The organism is Chryseobacterium sp. POE27 (genome assembly GCF_039727685.1).
Classification (GTDB): Bacteria; Bacteroidota; Bacteroidia; order Flavobacteriales; family Weeksellaceae; genus Chryseobacterium.
Window position 1 is genome coordinate 1,655,314 of the sequence record NZ_CP152475.1, and the last position, 18,854, is coordinate 1,674,167.

An 18,854-nucleotide genomic window follows, 5' to 3' on the forward strand; every position below is an offset into this window, starting at 1 on the left:
TATGAAAGATTAACAGTTACCGAAATGATTCCGATAAGGATTAATAAAAATTTAAAATCAATCGTTTGAGTCTCTACAAGAAGAGACCAATTAAATTTTAAATCAAATGATAAGTTTGCGGTATTGTATGAAGATGGGAACCGTAATTCCAATTTTGGAAGTACTGTAAAATGGATGTTCTCTAAGATTTATAAACAGAAATGCCCCTGCAAATAGAATGAATGTAAATGCAGCAAGCTCCTGAAATTCCGCCACTGAAAAATGGGTATCATTTTTAGCGGTAATTTCTCTTTCCTTGCAAAAGTTGCAGACAGAGGCCGTGGTTGTGTTGGTGGTAAATTTCTCCTTTGGTGCGGAGGTATGACTTTTAGCGGAAGGCTGCAGACTGAGTAGGTTTTTGATACCGTATTTTACAGCGCAGGAAGAAATTAAAATACATATAATGAAAAACATTGCAATAACGCTTTTCATTATATGATTGGTATTTAATTTCTGATAAGTCATTCCTGCAAATATAAATTTTTAATTACTAAGGTCAAAAACATTAACAGAATTTATATGAAATACATTATTGTGCAATCTTGTTTTTCACTTCCTGCTCTGTTGCAAAACCTAAATTATCCCAGACTAATTTATCGTTTTTATACAGCTTCAGGACCGGTAGTGCAGAAACATTCAGTTCTTTGCAGAGTTCTGTATTTGCATCTGCATCTATTCTTAAAATTTTCACCTTATCCGGCATTTCAGCAGCCATCTTTTTAAGGTAAGGCTCCATCTTTTTGCAGGGAGCGCACCATTCTGCATAAAAATCCACCAGAACGGGAGTATTGCTTTTCAACATTTCCTTATACTGGGCAAGACTAATTCCTGTAGCAGTTGATGCTTTGATCTCCGGAAGCTCAGCGTTCCTCCACTTCATCATTCCTCCCTGCATTTCATATACATTTTTAAAACCGATTTCCTGAAGTTTTGCAGCGGCGGCCGTACTTCTGGGTCCGCTCATACAATACACAAATACAGGTTTATCCTTATCGAGCGCTTTTGCTTTCTCTGTGAAGTCATCTGCATTCCAGTCGATGTTCATTGCACTTTTAAGATGACCGTTACGAAATTCTCCAGGTGTTCTTACATCAACCAATTGTGCATCTTTGGTCTGGTCCAATTTTTTAGAAAATTCTTTGGCAGGAAGACTGCTCTCGCTTTTGTTACTCTGAGCTTTTCCGCATCCTGTAATTGCGATGAGAAAAAATACAACGATTAGGTTTTTATACATTTTAAAGGTTTTGCTTGATTAATCTTTCCAGTTCATCCGCCTGAAAAACACCGGATTGTTTCCATTTTACTTCTCCATTTTTCAAGATCATCAAAGTAGGAACACTTCGGATTCCGAATTGCGAGGCAACCGCCTGGTTTTTGTCGATGTCAATTTTAACAATGCTTGCTACATCACCAATATTCTTTTTGAGATCCTGAAGAATAGGCGCCTGCATTTTGCATGGACCGCACCATTCTGCAAAGAAATCTACCAATACGGGTTTCTCCTGACTGATTAGTTCCTGAAATTTATTCATTTTTCAGATTTTATTTGATTTCTTCATATTCAACCTTATCCCCATTTTTTTTTGAATTTCTTGTTGGGACAGAACAGTTTCCCGCAGCACAACAGCCGATATTGAATAGTGGCATTACAACAAAAACCATTCCGACAGCCACCAAAATCCACATTCCAGATTGTGTGGCTTCTACAACAAGGAAAATTCCCATTGCCAGACGAAGCAACCTTACAAAGTTCCAGTTTTTAAATAAATTATCCATACTTTTCTTTATCTTTTTGTACCAAAAAAGCGTACAACCGAAGCTTTTCCTTTGTGATAAGCGCCTTCACTCAGTATGGTTTCGGAAATATATGCTTCCTGAAAATCGAAATCGGAAAAATCAGTTTTCAGTTCTTCTAAATCATAAAGCATTTCCCAATGTTTTGGTCCGCCTGCATTTGGATTTTCGTCTTGAAATTTAGAATGCTCTTTACTGAAACCTTCCAGAATAATTCCCCCCACCTTTCTTCACAAGCGATGAAAACCATCTGTGCAAATCCCGCCTCAATATTTCAGGAAAATGGGCAAAAACCATTACTAAAAGGTCAAAACTTTCTTTTTTATAACCTATTGTATCTGCCGAAACCGTTGTGTAATTTATTTTCACCGAGTTTATTTCAGCAAGCTGCATCGCTTTCTTTTTGCCTTCTTCACTTTGGTCAAAAGCCTCAACTTCAAAACCCTGAATTGCCGCATAAACAGCATTCCTACCCTCTCCTTCAGCAGGAAAAAGAGCTTTTCCGGGAGTGAGTTCAGCCAATTTTTCGGCAAAATAGATATTTGGTTGATCTCCGTACACAAAATCTGACTGGCGGTATCTTTCGTCCCAAAAATCTTTCATTATTGTTCCGTTAGTTTTATCATATTCTGTACACTGCCACCGTTGAGAACATTCGTGATTCCGTTTCGTTCCAATGTTCCTTTTGCCATTGCGCTACGGTTTCCACTTCTACAGAAAACAATGATGTTTTTCTTATTCCTGAACTTGGAAATCTGGTCTTTGACGACATCCAAAGGTATATTAACAGCCCCTTCAGCACTTCCCGAAGCAAATTCTACGGGCGTTCTTACATCTACCAAAAAAGCACCTTCTCCCAACGCAGTTTCCAGCGCAGCATTGTCTTTTTTTCCGAATAACATTGATAATAAATCCATCTTAATTTTTTACAGGGTTTGCTTTTTCTGTCCATTCTTTCATTCCGCCAGAGAAATTTTTGACGTTCTCAAAACCGTTTTTCTTCAGTAGAGAATAGGCAATTGCTGCTCTGTCGCCACTTTGACAATGAATTACAATTGGTTTTTCATGGGAAATTTTATCCAGATTATCCTCCAAAGTTCCCACAAAGACATTCTCAGCATTCTCAATACGTCCTGCGTCATATTCGGTTTTATTTCTTACATCAACCACCTGAATATTATCTCTGTTCAGATAAGATTTGAATTCCTCAATATCAATAATATCGGCAGTCTGTAATTCTAAGTCTAAATTTTTCACGTCATCAATATAGCCCATCATTTGATCCATCCCGATTCTCATCAGTTTTCTGGTAAGATCTTCCATTTGTTCTTCCTGAGCAACCAAAATAAACGGCTCGGAATAATTGACAATCCATCCCATCCACGTGGAAAATGAATTATTACCCTGAATATTGATGCTGTTTGGTATAAAACCTTGGGCAAAATCTACTTTATTTCTCGTGTCTATAATTTTAACTCCATTTTGATAAGCTTTCAAAAATTCTTCTTTGGAAAGTTTCGGATGTTTTGGAACTTCTTTTAATAAAGGTCTTTCCACTTTGTTGAGTTTTTTCATCATTGCAAAATATTTTGGAGGTTCCGGCTGTCCTTCCAGCAGATATTCTACAAAACCTTCCTCATCTTCTTCATATTGAAAAGCCCAGTTTCTGATTTTTTCATAACCTACCGTTGAACTCGGAACTGCACCCAAAGCTTTTCCGCAAGCCGAACCTGCACCGTGTCCCGGCCAAACTTGGATAAACTCCCGCAATCTGCTAAAATCCTGAACAGAATGAAACATTTCTTTCGCTCCTTTTTCCTGAGTTCCTGTAATTCCGGCCGCCTTCTCCAATAAATCTGGTCTTCCTATATCTCCCACAAAAACAAAATCTCCTGTAAAAATCATCACCGGTTCGTCCGTTGCAGGATGATCGGTCAATAAAAAGCTGATGCTTTCCGGCGTATGTCCCGGCGTGTGAATGACTTTTAAAGTTAAATTTCCAACTTTAATGATATCTCCATTCGTTAATCCGGTATGTGGAAACTGATATTGCCAATCTTCACCACCTTCATCCGAAAGATACATTTTTGCACCCGTCACTTCCGCAAGTTCTCTAGAACCCGACAAAAAATCGGCGTGAATATGAGTTTCTGTAATATGTGTAATCGTGAGATTATTTTCTTTGGCAATCTGAAGATAGGTATCGATATCTCTTTTGGCATCGATAACAATGGCTTCACCTTTTGCCTGACATCCTATTAAATAGCTAGCCTGCGCAAGGCTCTTATCATAAATATGCTGAAAAAACATAATGTAATTTTTTAGGGTTATACTTTTTTAATATTATAGTACAAATTTCGGGGTTTACAAAGTGTTATACCGCTACTTTTGTTACATAAGTTAAATTTTTCAAAACCAATAATTCGTAATTAAATTTAACTGATTATAATTGGTCTTTTGATAGACTGCAATTGGGTTTGAGCTTTGCAGATTTCTTTTAAAAATGTAAAGCAAATCAACTTCCAGTTTATGACTGACTTTGTAAGCGACAAAGCTATTCCATTGCAAAAAATCATCTGTATTGTACTTATTATTTTTAAAATCATTTTCGGAAACTCCGTTGCTGATGCTAAAATCTGAGTGAGCCGACCATTTTCCATGATGAAATAAGACCGAAACTTTTATAATATCAACATTTCCAAAACCTTCCAATCTGCTTCTCGGAAGCGATGTGAAAAACTGATCTCTTCCCAATTCTTTCGGAAATAAAAATCTGCCGGTATCAAATGCTTTAGAATAAGCAAACTCCAAAGCGAAATTTTTGATCTTATATCGAAACAAAAAACTTGCAACCTGACCGTTTTCATCTGGCTGGACATATCTTTCGTAATATTTTAATCGACTTTGGTAAGAATCCGGAATCTGATAACTGTAAATCAACCCAAAATCCCATTTAGGAAAATTTAAACCCAGCTGAAACCAAGATGTATTGAGTGTTTTATCTAAATGTATGTTGTAAAAATTAATATCTGCAATTCGAAATTTTCTTCCGTAGTGAAAGATGGCAACACCTGTGCTGTTATTTTCACTGAGATAATCTGCTTTTGAGCTGTCTGGTTGAAATCCGTTATCCAATACTCCGATTGCGTCTTTCATTTTTGACCATTCTGAATTTGAACGCATTGAAACAGAATTCAGCAATGCTACATCAACCTGTGATTTACCGGAAGTAAAATTCCAGCTCAATCCGCCATATTCTATAGGTAACATTCTGCCGTCACTTGGATTGATAAGCGGAGAATATTTAATCGGAATTTTTCCTATCGTAAATTTTGATTTCCCTTTCTCGTATTGTAAATACAACTGATTAAGCCTTGAAACGGCATAAAGATTCTGAGGAGAAGATAAGTCAAAAAGTTCCCGTTCCCACTTGGAAGATTTTCCGGATTTCAAATCCTTTTCTTCCAAATCTGATGATGCAACTTTAGAAAGATACGAAGCAGAAACTCCAATGGAAATACGTTTTACGGGTTTGTATTCAACCTTTAAATTTCCTGCTAAAGCATCTGCCCAATAATCGGTACCTGTAAGATTGTCTGTTGACATCAAAAAGTTTCGTAGATTTCCTGAGATGATGACTTTATCACGATTATCTAAATTAACAGATTGCGTTTTAACCATTGAAAAAGCAAACACCAAAATTATTGACGTAACTTTTTTTGGTATACATTTCAAACTTCTTTTCCTTTCAGCATTTTGTTCCAATAGAGATACGGGAGAATATATTTCTTGAGAATCCAAAGTCTCCAATGCTCTTTTGAACTGTCTGAAATGAGCATCTTTTTGAGATTCGGGTCTGGTGTGAACTCATTTTTATAGTTAAATTCTGCCAAAACCATTTTTCCGTAACCTGTTACAAGCGGGCACGAAGAATATCCATTATAAGATTTGTTATCTGGTTTTGCACCTAAAATCATATTGATGAGATTAGAAACCACTACAGGAACTTGTTTTCGAATTGCAGCACCAGTTTTTGCAGTTGGAAGTCCGGCTACATCTCCTACTCCGAAAATATTTTGAAATTTATTGTGCTGAAGACTGTTAATATCAACATCAAGCCAGCCTGCCTCATTAGCTAAAACTGAATTTTTAATAAAACGTGGAGCTTCCTGTGGCGGCGCAAGATGAAGAAAATTAAACGGAATCTCAACAATACGATCTTCGTTTTTGAAATAGGCAATTTTATTCACCGGGTCAATCTTAAAAAGTCCGTGCAGTGTTTTTAAATCGATATGGTAACGGTAAATGACTTTCATCAACGCTTCAGCGACTTCTTTTACGGCAAAAATAACACCACCGGGAAGCGCAAAAGTAATTTTTACCTTATCTGAAATACCTTTTCTCCTAAAATAATCTGCGGCAAGATACATTATCTTTTGCGGCGCGCCTCCACATTTGATGGGCGTTGTAGGCAAAGTGAACAGCGCATTTCCTCCTTTAAAGCTCTGAAGAGATTTCCACGTAAACTCGGGATCTATATAGTTACTGCAAACAATACCCGTTTTCACCGCCTCTTCTAAACCTTCTACCAGAGAAAGATTATTCACCAGCCCAGGTGCAACCACGAGATATTCGTAAGAATAACTCGTGCCATTATCTGCAGAAATCTTGTTTTGTTCGGGATGAATTTCTGTAACCTTGTTTTTAAGCCAGGTTACACCATTGGGAATTAAATCTTTTGTCTGTCTTGCTGTGTCTTTAAAATCGTAAGTTCCAGCTCCTACGAGAGTCCACGCTGGTTGGTAATAATGTTTCTCGGAAGGGTCTATGATGAGAACATTGAGGGATTCATTGGTATTTATGAGAGAAGCAGCAGTCATAATTCCTCCTGTTCCTGCTCCGATAATGATGATTTGAAAATGATTTTCCATAGCCAGACTTTTTGATGATTTGTAAAGCTAAATAATCTGATAAAAACAGTAAGTAACATTTGTTACATAAGCTAAAAACTAAGCATAAAATATAAAATAATTTAAAAATAAACTCAAAATACCTCAATATTAACAACAGTCATCAAATAATATTGTAAAAAAAGAGACTGATTCAAAATTGAATCAGTCTCTTACGATTAGATTTTTACTGAAAATATATTAGTGGGGCAATTTATCCCTCAAATATCCATAGACCCAAGTTCCAAAAATGGCACTCAGCAAAGTAACTCCAACAGCCAATGCACCTGTTCCAATCTGTGCGAAAAGAGGTCCCGGACAGGCACCCGTCATTGCCCAGCCAAATCCAAAAATCAGCCCGCCATAGATTTGTCCTTTGTTAAATTTCTTCGGTGTAATTGAAATCCTTTCCCCGTAAATTGTTTTGATGTTGAATTTCTTAATAATAAACACTGAAATCATTCCTGTAAGAACTGCACTACCGATTACGCCGTACATAAAAAACGACTGCAAACGGAACATCTCCTGAATCCTGAACCAGCTGATGATTTCTGCTTTTACAAATACAATCCCAAATACAATTCCTACCAAAAAGGTATTTAAGATTGTAATACCATTTGTGAGTAAGATGACTTTCGTTGGTGCAAACGCTGTCCTGATGACGTATATCTTTTTCTGTTGCCATATTTTTTTAAATTAAAGTGAAAGAATTATCGGCAAAATCACGTTCGCCATTAGAAAACCTCCTGCCATAAAGCATATTGTGGCAATAAGTGATGGTAACTGCAAATTTGCCAATCCCATAATGGCGTGTCCACTGGTACAACCACCTGCATAACGGGTTCCGAAACCTACCAAAAATCCACCGACAACCATAGTAATGAAACCTTTTATCGTTAAAAGACTCGCAAAATTCATCAATTGAGCAGGAACGAGATTGCTGTAATCGGTAATTCCGTAGGTTGCAAGTTCGGCTTTCAGATTCGGATTAATCGATAATTCTCCAGGATTCATAAGGAATTGAGATGCGACAACTCCACCGAGCAAAATCCCAAAAACGAAAAACAAATTCCAGAGTTCTTTTTTCCAGTCGTATTTGAAAAAAATAATGTTGGCTGGAATACACGCTGCGCAAATATGCCTTAAAGATGAACTGATTCCAAAAGATTTGTTACCCAGTATCAGCAAAGCCGGAACTGTAAGCCCTATTAACGGACCCGCAATATACCACGGCCAGGGTTGTTTTATAACTTCTATCATTTTAATTAATTTATTTCAAAAATATATGTTTAAGATTACATATACGGTTACTTTTGTTACAGAGCAGTTTATTTCTCTTTTCTAAAATACAAAATAGATTTTTCGAATAAAAATAACTGAATTCTTTTATTGAGAATCAGCGAACCTGGATGCAATAATTTTCCGACAAACTCACGCTGCAAAAGATGCTCAAAAGCTACATTAAAAGCTCTCTTACAATAATGTAAATTCCCATTATTAAGATGAACCAGCCGAAAGCAGGTTTGAGTTTTCTACCGTCTATTTTTTTTGACAATTGTGCTCCTATAATAATCCCCACTATGGAAATGGATGAGACCGTTGCAAGTAGTTTCCAGTTGATCGGGACGTTGTGCATTGAAGTGAAAAATCCGATAAGGGAATTCAGGGAAATGATGACAAGCGAGGTACCGATGGCTACCTTCATTGGTGTCTTGAGCAAATTGACGAGTGCAGGAATAATCATAAAGCCACCACCCGCACCGACCAAACCAGTAAGCACCCCGACAACCGACCCTTGCCCTGCTGCCAAAAGATTGTTATTTTTATTAAAATGAATCGATTCTATCTGCGGCGCTACTCTACTTTGAATCATTTTGTACGATGCGAGAATCATTAATAATGCAAAAATCAGAAGTAATAAGATATCTTTGGTAACCACTAAAGTACTGATTGTAAGAACTTCATCAGGAATCAGTGGCAAAATAAAATTTCTGGTCAAAAAAATAGATATTATTGACGGGACACCAAAAACCAAAGCTGTTTTTATATTAACCAGCCCTTTCTTAAAGTAGGAAAATGAACCTACCACACTGCTGATTCCAACTATGAAAAGTGAATATTCTGTGGCTACGAAGGCATCTATACCAAAGAGATATACTAAGACAGGCACAGTAAGAATACTTCCCCCTCCTCCTATCAGCCCTAAGGAAATACCAATAAATATTGCGGCAATGTATCCGAAAATTTCCATCTCTTTAATTTTATATGACAAAAATGGATATTTCTATTTTACTGCACCGCTACTTTTGTTACATAAGAAAATTTTAGTTCAGATCTGAAAAAATAATTTTGTTTCTTCCCAATTTCACTTTTCCAGAATCTTCCAATTGCTTTAGAAGTCGGGAAACAACAACTCTTACTGTTCCAAGTTCATTCGCAAGCTGCTCGTGAGTAACGACTATAGTATTTGAATTTGCTATTTCTGCTTTTTTAGTAAGAAGATTTAGTAGTCGCTCATCTACCTTTTTAAAAGCTATAGCATTAATAATATCCAGTAATTCTTCAAAGCGTTTGTGATATAGTCTGAAAATATAGTCCAGCCATTCCGGATATTCTTTGATAAAGAGCGAAACCTTTTCTACAGGTAAGAAAAGTATCTCGGAATCTTCTTCAACTTCTGCCTTTACAATACTCTTTTCATTATGCATTCCACCAAGAAAAGACATAATGCAGCTTTCACCTGCTTTAATATAGTATAATAATATTTCTCTTCCATCTTCTTCCGTTCGTATTACTTTCAACAATCCCTTCATTACAATTGGTATAGATCGGATCGAAGCATTTTCATCTAAAATGATTTCACCTTCCCGGTAGGTTTTTATATTACCATTTTGGTAAAGCTTATCAAGTAATTCCTGTGAAGAAATGACATCGGAAGAAAATTCAGTATGTTCCATTGCAAAAATATTTCTTCTAATATAATATATTTCTTCTGAATATAAACCGTCAATATGTAACCTAGAACATTTTATTTTGTTGCAAATTGCTAATAGATAAAAAATCTATTTCAAACTTAATTTGTAAATTTGGTATTGTTAGCTATTGTAGGCATAAGATAAATTTTGAATAAGATATGAATAAAGATAAACCAAATCATACCAGTGAACATTTGGCAAATGAAAGAACATTTCTTGCGTGGATGCGAACATCGATAGCATTGATGGGTTTCGGATTCATACTAGTTAAATTTTCCCTATTTCTTAAGCAGATACCTTTAGTTGCAGAAGCTAAAAACACAGTGCACGCTCAAAATGGACATTCCAGTCTTGTAGGGATTGTAATTGTCATTGTTGGAGCTATAGTTTTATTATTTTCATATATTAATTACTACAATAACAAAAAACGTATTAATAATAATACATTTTACGAGAACAACATTTTCTTGCTCATAGTCACCACTGTTTTATTTTTGCTGAGCATTTTTTTAATACATTACTTATTAAATAACATATAAATGATACTCACAGATTTCAATTAATTAGCTATTATAAATCAATAAAAATCGAAAGAGTGTTTCACATAGATGATGGGAAAACGCAGTCCGATTTCCTTGAAATTAAGGTTTTTTCCAGAGTTCAGTAGATAATCTTTATTATTACAATTATCAAGAATCCTTCAGCAAAAATGAGTTACCTAAAAAATTACAACAATTTCCTTATTAGTAAATTTTTGCTTCAATTCCATCATATCCTCACTGACTTTTTTATCAAGTATTTTCGCATAATGCTGTGTTGTCTTAATGCTCTTGTGACCTAGCATTTTACTAACACTTTCAATGGAAACCCCATTAGATAAAGTTATCGTTGTTGCAAAGGTATGTCGTGCAATATGATAGGTCAATTCTTTGTTAATTCCGCACAGGTCGGCAATCTCCTTAAGATATGCATTCATCTTTTGATTACTCAGAATAGGCAGCAACTTTCCATTATTAAGACATACTGGATGATTTTTGTATTTTTCAATAATTTTCTCTGTTTGAGAAAGTAAGGGAATATTAGAAGTAGTTTTAGTTTTCTGACGTTTTGTATAAATCCATTGAGAGCCATCAAGTCCCAAATTGATATTTTGATATGTTAGTTTTTGAGTATCAATGTACGCTAGTCCGGTGAAACAGCTGAACAGAAAAATATCTCTTACCAAAGACAATCTCTCATTTTTAAAATCTTTGGCAAAAAGTACTTCTATCTCCTTTTCATTAAGGAACATTCTTGTCACTTCATTAAACTTAGAATGATAGTTCATAAAAGGATCTCTTTCCATCCATCCATTTGCAAGACAGATACGTATAATCTTACCAAAATTCTTGATATATTTTACTGCAGAATTATTATTACAGGATCTTTCAGTCCTTAAAAAAAATTCAAAATCGTTTAGAAAAGCATAATCGATCTTTTTTATTTCAATGTCGGTAATACTATATTTCCATTTCAAAAAATCTTTGGTATGTTTCAGACAGGTCTTATAACGGGTTAACGTTCCTTGGGCAAATTCTTTGTCTATAAGTTTCTCCATTCGATCATTATGATCCTGAAAAACGGGAATGAGTGTTCGGGTTATTCTACCTCTACCTACTAACTTATTCTTAATAGCCTCAGAAGTTACGGCTTCCTTATCTCTGATTAATTCGTGATAGGTATCGTAAACTTTTTGCTCAAATGTTTTCAAATAATAATTAAGGGATCTGCATTCTTCCGAAGAGCCACTAACCTTCTGCATTGCAGAATTCCATTTCGTAGGCTTTACTGTACGCTTTGTGCTTATTTCGGTTATTTTGCCGTCGATGGTAATCCGCAAATAAATAGGAGACTCTCCTACAGAATTGATTTTCGATTTCTTCACATAGAAAAGTAAATTGAATGTCTTGTTCATATCGTTTAGCTTTTGAGATTTAAAATTAACCTTAGTAAAAACTTAACACAAGATGTTCAGTTGCTGAACCAGCTGCTGAAAAGGGTTTGTCTGAATTTCCAGTGACCTTTTTAACCTATTTCAACAGGTCACTGAATAGGTCACTTTCAGATTATGCTTTTTTTAGTTCTCTTTGAACAGACATAAAACAAAAAAAGCTTTAAAACATACGTTTTAAAGCTTTTTGTACTACTTTGATATTGTAGTTGCGATCCGGACGGGACTCGAACCCGCGACCTCCGCCGTGACAGGGCGGCATTCTAACCAGCTGAACTACCGGATCAAATTTTATAAAGAGCTTGTATCTTTTTTTGTGATTGCAAAAGTACAACTTTTTTTCCTTACGTACAAATTATTTCCTAAAAAAAAGCCTCCCAAAAATGGAAGGCATTCATTATCAAACTTATTATTTTACAAGTGTGCGCTTAATTTTTCAGCGATCACATGTTTTGGAGTTACCCCAACTAATTTATCTACAACCTCACCATTCTTAAAGATAAGAACCGTAGGAATATTTCTGATACCATATTGCATCGAAATATCCTGGTTGTTGTCTACATCTACTTTTCCTACTACTGCTTTTCCTTCAAAATCTGTTGCAACTTCTTCGATGATTGGCCCTAACGTTCTGCAAGGTCCACACCATACCGCCCAAAAATCTACCAATACCGGCTTATCTGATTTTAAAACCGTTTCCTGAAATGAGCTGTCTGTAATTTCTAAAGCCATTTTGTTTCTTTTATTTAAATTAATATTATCTTCTTTTATCTATCGCTAAATACAACTCCAAAATTACGCCATTTGGGTAATAGAATTATCTATGCTCAACATTTGTATTTTCTATAACAAAATCTTTAGAAATCTCATGTAAGGCATCAGCTAAAGCATCAATATCCTGTCTGGTAGTCAGATGACTGAACGAAATTCTTAAAGGCGTACAGTGATCCATTTCATCTTCTGAAAGAACCATCATCATTACCATAGAAGGTTTGGATGCACCCGAAGAACATGCGCTCCCCTGTGAAATCGCAATTCCCTTCATATCTAGCTGAAGACCTATTAAAGAATTTTTATATGGTAATAAAGCACTTAAAACCGTATAAAGACTACCGTCTTTTTCTGCACTTCTTCCGTTAAATTTAATCCCGGGAACAGCTTCCATAAGTTTTTCTACAGTATAGCTTTTGATATCCTGCATATGGTTTGTATATGCTTCAAGGTTGTTAAGAGAAATCTCCAGAGCTTTTCCTAAACCAACAATTCCTGCTACATTCTCTGTTCCCGCTCGCAAGCTTCTCTCTTGGGGCCCTCCGGTAATAATTCCTTTTAACCCGCTTGATTTTCTTATAAAAGCAAAACCAATTCCTTTAGGCCCATGAAACTTATGGGCACTGCAAGATGCAAAATCCACCTGAATATCAGAAAAATCAAGTTTCATATGGGCCATGGTCTGTACCGTATCTGAATGGAAAATCGCCTGATTAGCTTTGCATAATTCCGCCACTTTCTTTATATCCGTAAGATTTCCGATTTCATTATTGGCATGCATTAAACTTACCAATGTTTTTTTATCCGAAGACTTCAATAATTCTTCCAGTTTTACAAGATCAATATCTCCTTTTCCGTTGGGACGAATATAATTTACCTCTACTCCCTTTCTGTTTTTCATGTCGAGAATACTTTCAGAAACACATTTATGCTCCAGAGGCGAGCTTATAATTCTCTGTACGCCAAGATGCTCAACAGCCGATTTGATAATCATGTTGTTGGATTCTGTACCGCAAGAGGTAAAGATGATCTCGGCAGGGGTAACGTGAAGATAATCTGCAACCTGTCTCCTTACATTTTCGATAAGAATTTTTGCTTCCTGTCCAAAACTATGTGTTGAAGACGGATTTCCAAAATTCATTTTCATGGTATCTACCATGGCTTCGATAACTTCTTCTGAAAGAGGGGTTGTAGCAGCGTTATCTAAGTATATTTTATTCATTTTACTTTGAAGATTTTATTTCTACGGAATACAGTTTTATACCTGAAAACAAAGTATAAAGAATTATTTCAGCTTAAAAAAGCTCAATTCTATACATTCATTTTCAGTACCCAAAATTAGTGAAAAAATTGATAATGTCCTTCATTTGCCCATTTAAGCATTGGCCTATCTCCGGAAGTATCTCCGAAAGCAATGATTTTATCGTATTTTTTATTGATAATTTCTGCCTGAATGCGGATAAGTTTCTCTTTTCCGTTACAATTTTTCCCTATAAAATTACCCGTAAAAACACCATTTTTAAACTCTGCTCTTGTCGCAACAAGCTGCATCTGAAATGCATCAGCAAAGGGTTTTGCCCAAATATCAAGCGAGGCTGTCACCAAAAGGCTGTGTGTATTTTCACGATCAATATTCTGAATAAAGTCTAATGCATTTTCCCGCACAATCTTCGGATAATGCTGTTCAAAGAACTGTTTGGATTTTTTTTCTATTTTTTCCTGCGTTTGCCCTTTAAGAATAGAGCCAATGAAACTTTTTTTTACTTTTTCAGTTTCAGCGAGTCTTAATTTTAATAAAACGAAAAGCGGAACATGCTTTAAAAACTGTAATCTGAATTTTACGGGATCATAAAACTTAAGATACATAAACATAGTATCTTTATAAGTCAGAGTTCCGTCAAAATCAAAACAATACAATTTCTTCATTGGAATTTTCGTTTAATTTATCTTAACGCAAATGTCGTAAAGATATTTTTATTATTGTAAATTTTCATTCACTATAAACATTTACAGCTTTAACTTTTTAAATATAAATTCCGGAATATTTCTGATAATTAACATAATTAATCCCCAAACCGGCAGTACATATACAACATTTTTCTTCTTCCTGAAAGCTTTAAAAATACGCCTTGCGGCCTGATTGGGTGTTGCCGTAAGTTTCGGATTCAAAGGCAGACCTTCCGTCATTTTTGTAGCCATAAACCCAGGTTTCACAGTAAGAACATGAACTTTTTTATCAGAGAGATAATTTCTCAAGCCACTTAAATAAGCTGTAAAAGCAGCCTTTGCACTTCCATAGATAAAATTGCTCTGTCTGCCGCGATCTCCCGCTACAGACGAAAGACCAATAATTGTTCCTGATCTTCTGCTTTCAAATTTCTGCACAAAATAATTCAAAACCGGCACCAGTTTCGCATAATTGATGTCAATTATTCTTTCCGTATTTTTATTGTCATACAATCCATCTTCCGTCCCTTCGCCTAAATATCCTGCCGCACAAAACAAAAGATTTGAATTGATGTTTTCAAACTTGCTGTAATCTGTTTCTTTCATAAGATCAAGTTCTATGACTTCAGCCTGCTGAAAAAACTTCACGTCAATATGTCTTGCAAATCTTTCGGATGTTTCCTTGCTGGAAGTGATGAGATAAATTTTCTCAAACCTCTCTCCTTCCCTCAAAGCTTCTTCTACAAAAGCCTGTGCCACTTCCGATGTGCTTCCTATAATGATCATTGGCTAGATATTATTTATGATTCTTTTATGCTGCAAAGACACAAATTTTGAACTTTGAACATTCTTAAGGTAATTCGTAAGGGAAGATCTGCTCATGCTGTCTTTGGTAAGATAAATTCTTCCGTTGTATTCCTGAACAATATCATCCAGCCCGTCAATTAATTTTTTCAGCTTTGAATTTACTTTAAAATCCAGGGCCAGCGAATATCCTTCAAAAGGGAAAGAATTGTAGGCCTCCGGATTTTCTTTTCCGTACAGCTTTAAAACAGCCAGAAAAGATCCGTTTCCACTATTGGCAATTGTTTCAAGAATTTTTCTCATTCCTTCTTTGCCTGTTTCTTTAGGAATCATCATCTGATATTGAATAAAGCCGGATTTTCCATAAATTTTATTCCAGTCTTTAACGAAATCCAAAGGATAAAAAAATGTTTCGTAATCAATAAAACTCGTCACTGCTTTTTTTAGACTGCTTTTTAAAATAGAAAAAATTAAAAATCTTCACCGTTAAAGCATTTAAAACAAACCCGGGAAAATAAAACGGTACGGTAGGTTCAAACTTTTTCTTTAAACGTAAGGGATTTTCTTTTAAATTTTGCGGAAGCTCGTGCTGAAAAGCGTGCTCTCCTCTCATTAAAATACTTCTGCCTATATTTTTTCCTTTTTGAAGACAGTCAATCCACGCAACGGTATAAGTCCAGTTTTCGCTTTCTTCAAACAAACTGAAAATTTCATCGAGATTTTCAGCTTTTATGCTTTCCTGCCGGATATATGCCGTCTGGATATTTTTCAGCTTAAATTTTGCAGTAAGAATAATTCCTGTAAGCCCCATTCCTCCAATTGTAGCCCAGAACTTATCTGAGTTTTCTTCTCTCGAACAGGTAATAATATCACCAGTTTCAATCATTAATTTAAACTCAATCACGTATTCTGAAAAACAGCCTTCCATATGGTGATTTTTGCCATGAACATCGGAAGCAATAGCGCCTCCTACAGACACGAATTTCGTACCGGGAGTAACGTATAAAAAATAACCCTGCGGAACTGTAATTTCAAGAACATTTGAAAGCAAAACACCGGATTCGCATTCGATAATTCCGTTCAGGCGGTCAAAGCTGATGAATTTATTTAGTTTTTTTGTAGAAAATATATGCTCTCCCAACGATGCATCACCATAGCATCTTCCATTTCCTCTTGCTATAACTTCATTATGGTTTAATACAAATTCTTTTATTTTAAGGAAACTGTCTTCGGATCTCATTTCCTTTTCTACAATGGGATAATTCCCCCAGTTGGTCACTTTCTGTATAAAATTCGGCTTCATTTTTTAAAATAAATTTGAATTAAAAATGTAGCGACCCACAACAGCAAAGTAATCTGAATATATCTGTCACGATAAACAATTTTGGTAGGAGATTCCGTTCTGTTGTACACCAGAGTCTGTTGCAAATACCTTAAAAAAGCAAATACAACAAAAATTACCGTGTAAAAAACACGTTGGTGAAATTTTGCCTGAACTTCCGGCGACAGGGTAAACATGATGTAGCAGACAATGGCCAGCGTTACAGAAATGGAAAGAGCAATATCGGCAAACTGCACATTGTATCCATCCAGCGCTTTTCTCGTTTTCCCCGAAACCTGTGCGTTGATAAGTTCTCCTCTCCTTTTACCAATTGCCAGTACCAAAGCAAGAACAAATGTAAGTAAAATAGCCCATTGAGAAATAGTAATACCCGTCATATACCCCCCGGCCAACACTCTGAGAACGAATCCCAGGGCGATAATGGAAATGTCAATAATCGGAACATGCTTTAATCTGAATGTATAGGCGAGATTCATTAAAAAATAAGATCCTACGATGGTAGCAAATTTCCAGAGATTTTCATGAAAATAAGCCTGTGCAAAAAATACAAGTGCGATATCAGCAGCAATAAGCCCTATGAAAATACCTATTGCCTGAGATTTCGAGATCTCACCACTCGCCAAAGGCCTTCTTCTTTTTCGGGATGTTTACGATCTGCTTCGATATCATTATAATCATTCAGAATATAAACGACACTTGCTGCCAAAGAGAAAATAATGAAAGCGAAAATACTTTTAGTAAGTAAATCGAGGTTTTTTATATTTCCGGAAAAAAATAATGGAACAAAAACAAACAGGTTTTTTACCCATTGCTCGACACGGAGCAGTTTCAAATATTTCTTCATCTATGTTATTTCAGATACAAAAATAATAATTTTCAAAGAATATTACGATAAAAATACAAAAATAACCGCAAATGCGGTTATTGATGAAAATATTTATATGTTAATTACTATTGTGCGTTCTTAGCATCATTGATCATTTTTTCATTCGCTGTGATCGCGAACTCTACTCTTCTGTTTTTTGCTCTTCCTGCATCCGTATCGTTTGAAGCTACAGGCATGCTTTCGCCTTCACCTTTTGCAAACATTCTTCCTGAAGCAATCCCTTTACCTGTAAGATAAGTTTTTACAGCATTTGCTCTTCTTTCTGAAAGAGACATATTGTAAGAATCGCTACCCTTGCTGTCGGTATGACCATAGATATTGATATTGGTATCAGGATTATTGATAAGAACCTGAGCCAGTTTATCAAGATTATTTTGAGCAGTACTGGTAAGCGCAGAAGAATCGAAGTCAAAGTTTACAATGCTTTCATTTAATGTAATCTTAATACCGTCACCTACTCTTTCTACTTCAGCACCCGGTAAAGTTTCTTTAATTTCTCTAGCCTGCTTGTCCATTTTAGAACCGATTACATTACCTGCAACACCACCGATAACACCTCCTAAAACAGCGCCAATTGCTCCGTTTCCACCTCTTCCTACATTATTTCCTAAAATCCCTCCAATCACTGCTCCGGATGCAACTCCTACTGCAGTACCTCTTTGCTGGTGGTTAGAATTCTGTACAGCTTCACAGCTTGTAAGTAATAAAACTGAAGATAAAAATAATCCTCCTATATATGTTTTTGTAAATTTCATTTTATTTAATTTTTAAGTTAATTATTTCATTCCAGTTCTTTCAAAGTTATAAACAACTCTTACATTTTCTCCGTCAAAAGGAATATTCTGTTCCAGTGAAAACTGATCTGTCATCTGATTGGTAAGGGTAAGTGTATAACCTGCAGTATTTTGCTTTGCCTTCGTACCGTCCGCTATTTTTTTAAAGTTAAAAGTATTTCCGCTTACAACATCTATTTTAATTGGCTGCGTATAACCTCCGCCACATGTTCCTCCTCCACTTACCGTATAAGCACCAGTCCAGTTATTAGGAATCAGTCTCCAGTGGCTTCCTACGAAACACTGCGCATCAATTCCATCATCAAATGGTTTAATTTTAAATTGTTTATCATAGTTAATGCTGACAATCTGCCAGTCACCTTTCATTTTAAGAAATTCTGATCTTTGACTTTGAGCCGTTTGGGCATTTTTCACTCCGGAACAAGACACCGCAAAAAGTGATGCTCCTAACATCCCTGTAAATAGTAACTTTTTCATTTTGTAGTTTATTATTATTTGTTAATATAAAATTACAAAAAACCGTGCCAAAATTGAAAGATAAAAATAAAAAAAGTCCGAAAATT

General features: G+C 35.6%; 21 protein-coding genes, 1 tRNA gene and 3 pseudogenes. 1 reads left to right on the forward strand and 24 read right to left on the reverse strand.

All coding sequences use genetic code 11. The features are described 5' to 3' along the window. Positions 1-102: 102 nt before the first annotated feature. The 14 genes and pseudogenes from AAHI02_RS07760 to AAHI02_RS07825 form a co-directional block, all read right to left on the reverse strand. Positions 103-471, reverse strand: coding sequence for a hypothetical protein (locus tag AAHI02_RS07760; RefSeq protein WP_123851096.1), 369 nt, complete (start codon positions 469-471; stop codon positions 103-105). Between the two features lie 97 nt (positions 472-568). After that, on the reverse strand, positions 569-1,273 hold the full coding sequence (locus AAHI02_RS07765) for a thioredoxin domain-containing protein (RefSeq protein ID WP_034741451.1): 705 nt from the start codon (positions 1,271-1,273) through the stop codon (positions 569-571). Position 1,274: 1 nt separating this feature from the next. Continuing rightward, positions 1,275-1,571: a thioredoxin gene (gene trxA / locus AAHI02_RS07770; RefSeq protein ID WP_034976039.1), complete on the reverse strand. Its 297-nt coding sequence runs from the start codon at positions 1,569-1,571 to the stop codon at positions 1,275-1,277. Positions 1,572-1,581: 10 nt separating this feature from the next. Continuing rightward, positions 1,582-1,815: a hypothetical protein gene (locus AAHI02_RS07775; RefSeq protein ID WP_034741459.1), complete on the reverse strand. Its 234-nt coding sequence runs from the start codon at positions 1,813-1,815 to the stop codon at positions 1,582-1,584. A gap of 8 nt (positions 1,816-1,823) precedes the next feature. Beyond that, complete coding sequence (locus AAHI02_RS07780) at positions 1,824-2,057, reverse strand: hypothetical protein (protein ID WP_346986158.1); 234 nt, start codon at positions 2,055-2,057, stop codon at positions 1,824-1,826. Next, entirely contained in the window at positions 2,026-2,436 is a 411-nt protein-coding gene (locus AAHI02_RS07785; protein WP_346986159.1) for a class I SAM-dependent methyltransferase, read from the reverse strand. The genes AAHI02_RS07780 and AAHI02_RS07785 overlap by 32 nt, the downstream gene beginning before the upstream one ends. Continuing rightward, complete coding sequence (locus AAHI02_RS07790) at positions 2,436-2,750, reverse strand: rhodanese-like domain-containing protein (RefSeq protein WP_034741465.1); 315 nt, start codon at positions 2,748-2,750, stop codon at positions 2,436-2,438. The genes AAHI02_RS07785 and AAHI02_RS07790 overlap by 1 nt, the downstream gene beginning before the upstream one ends. 1 nt (position 2,751) lies before the next feature. Next, positions 2,752-4,143 (reverse strand): MBL fold metallo-hydrolase, encoded by a 1,392-nt coding sequence (locus AAHI02_RS07795; RefSeq protein WP_034976041.1) that lies wholly within the window; start codon positions 4,141-4,143, stop codon positions 2,752-2,754. A gap of 99 nt (positions 4,144-4,242) precedes the next feature. Continuing rightward, on the reverse strand, positions 4,243-5,439 hold the full coding sequence (locus tag AAHI02_RS07800; RefSeq protein ID WP_040995549.1) for a hypothetical protein: 1,197 nt from the start codon (positions 5,437-5,439) through the stop codon (positions 4,243-4,245). Between the two features lie 125 nt (positions 5,440-5,564). Then, entirely contained in the window at positions 5,565-6,764 is a 1,200-nt protein-coding gene (locus AAHI02_RS07805; protein WP_346986160.1) for an FAD/NAD(P)-binding oxidoreductase, read from the reverse strand. A 219-nt stretch (positions 6,765-6,983) separates the two neighbouring features. Then, positions 6,984-7,467: pseudogene (locus AAHI02_RS07810) on the reverse strand (DUF6691 family protein). 11 nt (positions 7,468-7,478) lie between these two features. After that, the gene (locus AAHI02_RS07815) at positions 7,479-8,042 is read right to left on the reverse strand and encodes a YeeE/YedE thiosulfate transporter family protein (protein ID WP_034741478.1); all 564 of its coding nucleotides are present in this window, start codon (positions 8,040-8,042) and stop codon (positions 7,479-7,481) included. 196 nt (positions 8,043-8,238) lie between these two features. Then, on the reverse strand, positions 8,239-9,033 hold the full coding sequence (locus AAHI02_RS07820; RefSeq protein WP_034741481.1) for a sulfite exporter TauE/SafE family protein: 795 nt from the start codon (positions 9,031-9,033) through the stop codon (positions 8,239-8,241). A 73-nt stretch (positions 9,034-9,106) separates the two neighbouring features. Continuing rightward, positions 9,107-9,739, reverse strand: a complete 633-nt coding sequence (locus tag AAHI02_RS07825; RefSeq protein ID WP_034741485.1) for a Crp/Fnr family transcriptional regulator — start codon at positions 9,737-9,739, stop codon at positions 9,107-9,109. A 263-nt stretch (positions 9,740-10,002) separates the two neighbouring features. On the opposite strand from AAHI02_RS07825, the gene AAHI02_RS07830 reads away from it, so the two are divergent. After that, positions 10,003-10,296 (forward strand): DUF202 domain-containing protein, encoded by a 294-nt coding sequence (locus AAHI02_RS07830; protein ID WP_346986600.1) that lies wholly within the window; start codon positions 10,003-10,005, stop codon positions 10,294-10,296. A gap of 179 nt (positions 10,297-10,475) precedes the next feature. Here the strand turns inward: AAHI02_RS07830 and AAHI02_RS07835 are convergent, their stop codons facing one another. From AAHI02_RS07835 to AAHI02_RS07880, 10 genes and pseudogenes are all read right to left on the reverse strand, one after another. Next, on the reverse strand, positions 10,476-11,711 hold the full coding sequence (locus AAHI02_RS07835; RefSeq protein ID WP_034741491.1) for a site-specific integrase: 1,236 nt from the start codon (positions 11,709-11,711) through the stop codon (positions 10,476-10,478). Between the two features lie 248 nt (positions 11,712-11,959). Next, positions 11,960-12,033, reverse strand: a tRNA-Asp gene (locus tag AAHI02_RS07840). Between the two features lie 128 nt (positions 12,034-12,161). Then, positions 12,162-12,479 carry a thioredoxin gene (trxA, locus tag AAHI02_RS07845; protein ID WP_042721093.1) on the reverse strand — a complete coding sequence of 106 codons (318 nt, stop codon included), beginning with the start codon at positions 12,477-12,479 and terminating at the stop codon, positions 12,162-12,164. 85 nt (positions 12,480-12,564) lie between these two features. Beyond that, entirely contained in the window at positions 12,565-13,740 is a 1,176-nt protein-coding gene (locus AAHI02_RS07850; protein ID WP_346986161.1) for a cysteine desulfurase family protein, read from the reverse strand. A gap of 116 nt (positions 13,741-13,856) precedes the next feature. Further along, positions 13,857-14,444, reverse strand: a complete 588-nt coding sequence (locus tag AAHI02_RS07855) for an HAD family hydrolase (protein WP_346986162.1) — start codon at positions 14,442-14,444, stop codon at positions 13,857-13,859. An 81-nt stretch (positions 14,445-14,525) separates the two neighbouring features. Next, positions 14,526-15,251 carry an SDR family NAD(P)-dependent oxidoreductase gene (locus AAHI02_RS07860; protein ID WP_346986163.1) on the reverse strand — a complete coding sequence of 242 codons (726 nt, stop codon included), beginning with the start codon at positions 15,249-15,251 and terminating at the stop codon, positions 14,526-14,528. A gap of 3 nt (positions 15,252-15,254) precedes the next feature. Beyond that, positions 15,255-16,572 (reverse strand): annotated as a pseudogene (locus AAHI02_RS07865) (FAD-binding oxidoreductase). Beyond that, positions 16,569-17,455: pseudogene (locus AAHI02_RS07870) on the reverse strand (decaprenyl-phosphate phosphoribosyltransferase). Before AAHI02_RS07870 ends, AAHI02_RS07865 begins: the two co-directional pseudogenes overlap by 4 nt. Positions 17,456-17,562: 107 nt before the next feature. After that, complete coding sequence (locus AAHI02_RS07875; protein WP_346986164.1) at positions 17,563-18,252, reverse strand: OmpA family protein; 690 nt, start codon at positions 18,250-18,252, stop codon at positions 17,563-17,565. Between the two features lie 21 nt (positions 18,253-18,273). Next, complete coding sequence (locus AAHI02_RS07880) at positions 18,274-18,768, reverse strand: hypothetical protein (protein ID WP_346986165.1); 495 nt, start codon at positions 18,766-18,768, stop codon at positions 18,274-18,276. Positions 18,769-18,854 lie beyond the last annotated feature (86 nt).

Excerpts from the sequence above, each read along its gene's own strand:
- trxA (WP_042721093.1), bottom strand. The coding sequence starts at position 12,479 with ATGGCTTTAGAAATTACAGACAGCTCATTTCAGGAAACGGTTTTAAAA.
- AAHI02_RS07825 (WP_034741485.1), bottom strand. The coding sequence starts at position 9,739 with ATGGAACATACTGAATTTTCTTCCGATGTCATTTCTTCACAGGAATTA.
- AAHI02_RS07795 (WP_034976041.1), bottom strand. The coding sequence starts at position 4,143 with ATGTTTTTTCAGCATATTTATGATAAGAGCCTTGCGCAGGCTAGCTAT.
- AAHI02_RS07760 (WP_123851096.1), bottom strand. The coding sequence starts at position 471 with ATGAAAAGCGTTATTGCAATGTTTTTCATTATATGTATTTTAATTTCT.
- AAHI02_RS07820 (WP_034741481.1), bottom strand. The coding sequence starts at position 9,033 with ATGGAAATTTTCGGATACATTGCCGCAATATTTATTGGTATTTCCTTA.
- AAHI02_RS07800 (WP_040995549.1), bottom strand. The coding sequence starts at position 5,439 with ATGTCAACAGACAATCTTACAGGTACCGATTATTGGGCAGATGCTTTA.
- AAHI02_RS07805 (WP_346986160.1), bottom strand. The coding sequence starts at position 6,764 with ATGGAAAATCATTTTCAAATCATCATTATCGGAGCAGGAACAGGAGGA.
- trxA (WP_034976039.1), bottom strand. The coding sequence starts at position 1,571 with ATGAATAAATTTCAGGAACTAATCAGTCAGGAGAAACCCGTATTGGTA.
- AAHI02_RS07815 (WP_034741478.1), bottom strand. The coding sequence starts at position 8,042 with ATGATAGAAGTTATAAAACAACCCTGGCCGTGGTATATTGCGGGTCCG.
- AAHI02_RS07775 (WP_034741459.1), bottom strand. The coding sequence starts at position 1,815 with ATGGATAATTTATTTAAAAACTGGAACTTTGTAAGGTTGCTTCGTCTG.
- AAHI02_RS07855 (WP_346986162.1), bottom strand. The coding sequence starts at position 14,444 with ATGAAGAAATTGTATTGTTTTGATTTTGACGGAACTCTGACTTATAAA.
- AAHI02_RS07860 (WP_346986163.1), bottom strand. The coding sequence starts at position 15,251 with ATGATCATTATAGGAAGCACATCGGAAGTGGCACAGGCTTTTGTAGAA.
- AAHI02_RS07875 (WP_346986164.1), bottom strand. The coding sequence starts at position 18,252 with ATGAAATTTACAAAAACATATATAGGAGGATTATTTTTATCTTCAGTT.
- AAHI02_RS07765 (WP_034741451.1), bottom strand. The coding sequence starts at position 1,273 with ATGTATAAAAACCTAATCGTTGTATTTTTTCTCATCGCAATTACAGGA.
- AAHI02_RS07835 (WP_034741491.1), bottom strand. The coding sequence starts at position 11,711 with ATGAACAAGACATTCAATTTACTTTTCTATGTGAAGAAATCGAAAATC.
- AAHI02_RS07880 (WP_346986165.1), bottom strand. The coding sequence starts at position 18,768 with ATGAAAAAGTTACTATTTACAGGGATGTTAGGAGCATCACTTTTTGCG.
- AAHI02_RS07830 (WP_346986600.1), top strand. The coding sequence starts at position 10,003 with ATGGGTTTCGGATTCATACTAGTTAAATTTTCCCTATTTCTTAAGCAG.
- AAHI02_RS07785 (WP_346986159.1), bottom strand. The coding sequence starts at position 2,436 with ATGAAAGATTTTTGGGACGAAAGATACCGCCAGTCAGATTTTGTGTAC.
- AAHI02_RS07850 (WP_346986161.1), bottom strand. The coding sequence starts at position 13,740 with ATGAATAAAATATACTTAGATAACGCTGCTACAACCCCTCTTTCAGAA.
- AAHI02_RS07790 (WP_034741465.1), bottom strand. The coding sequence starts at position 2,750 with ATGGATTTATTATCAATGTTATTCGGAAAAAAAGACAATGCTGCGCTG.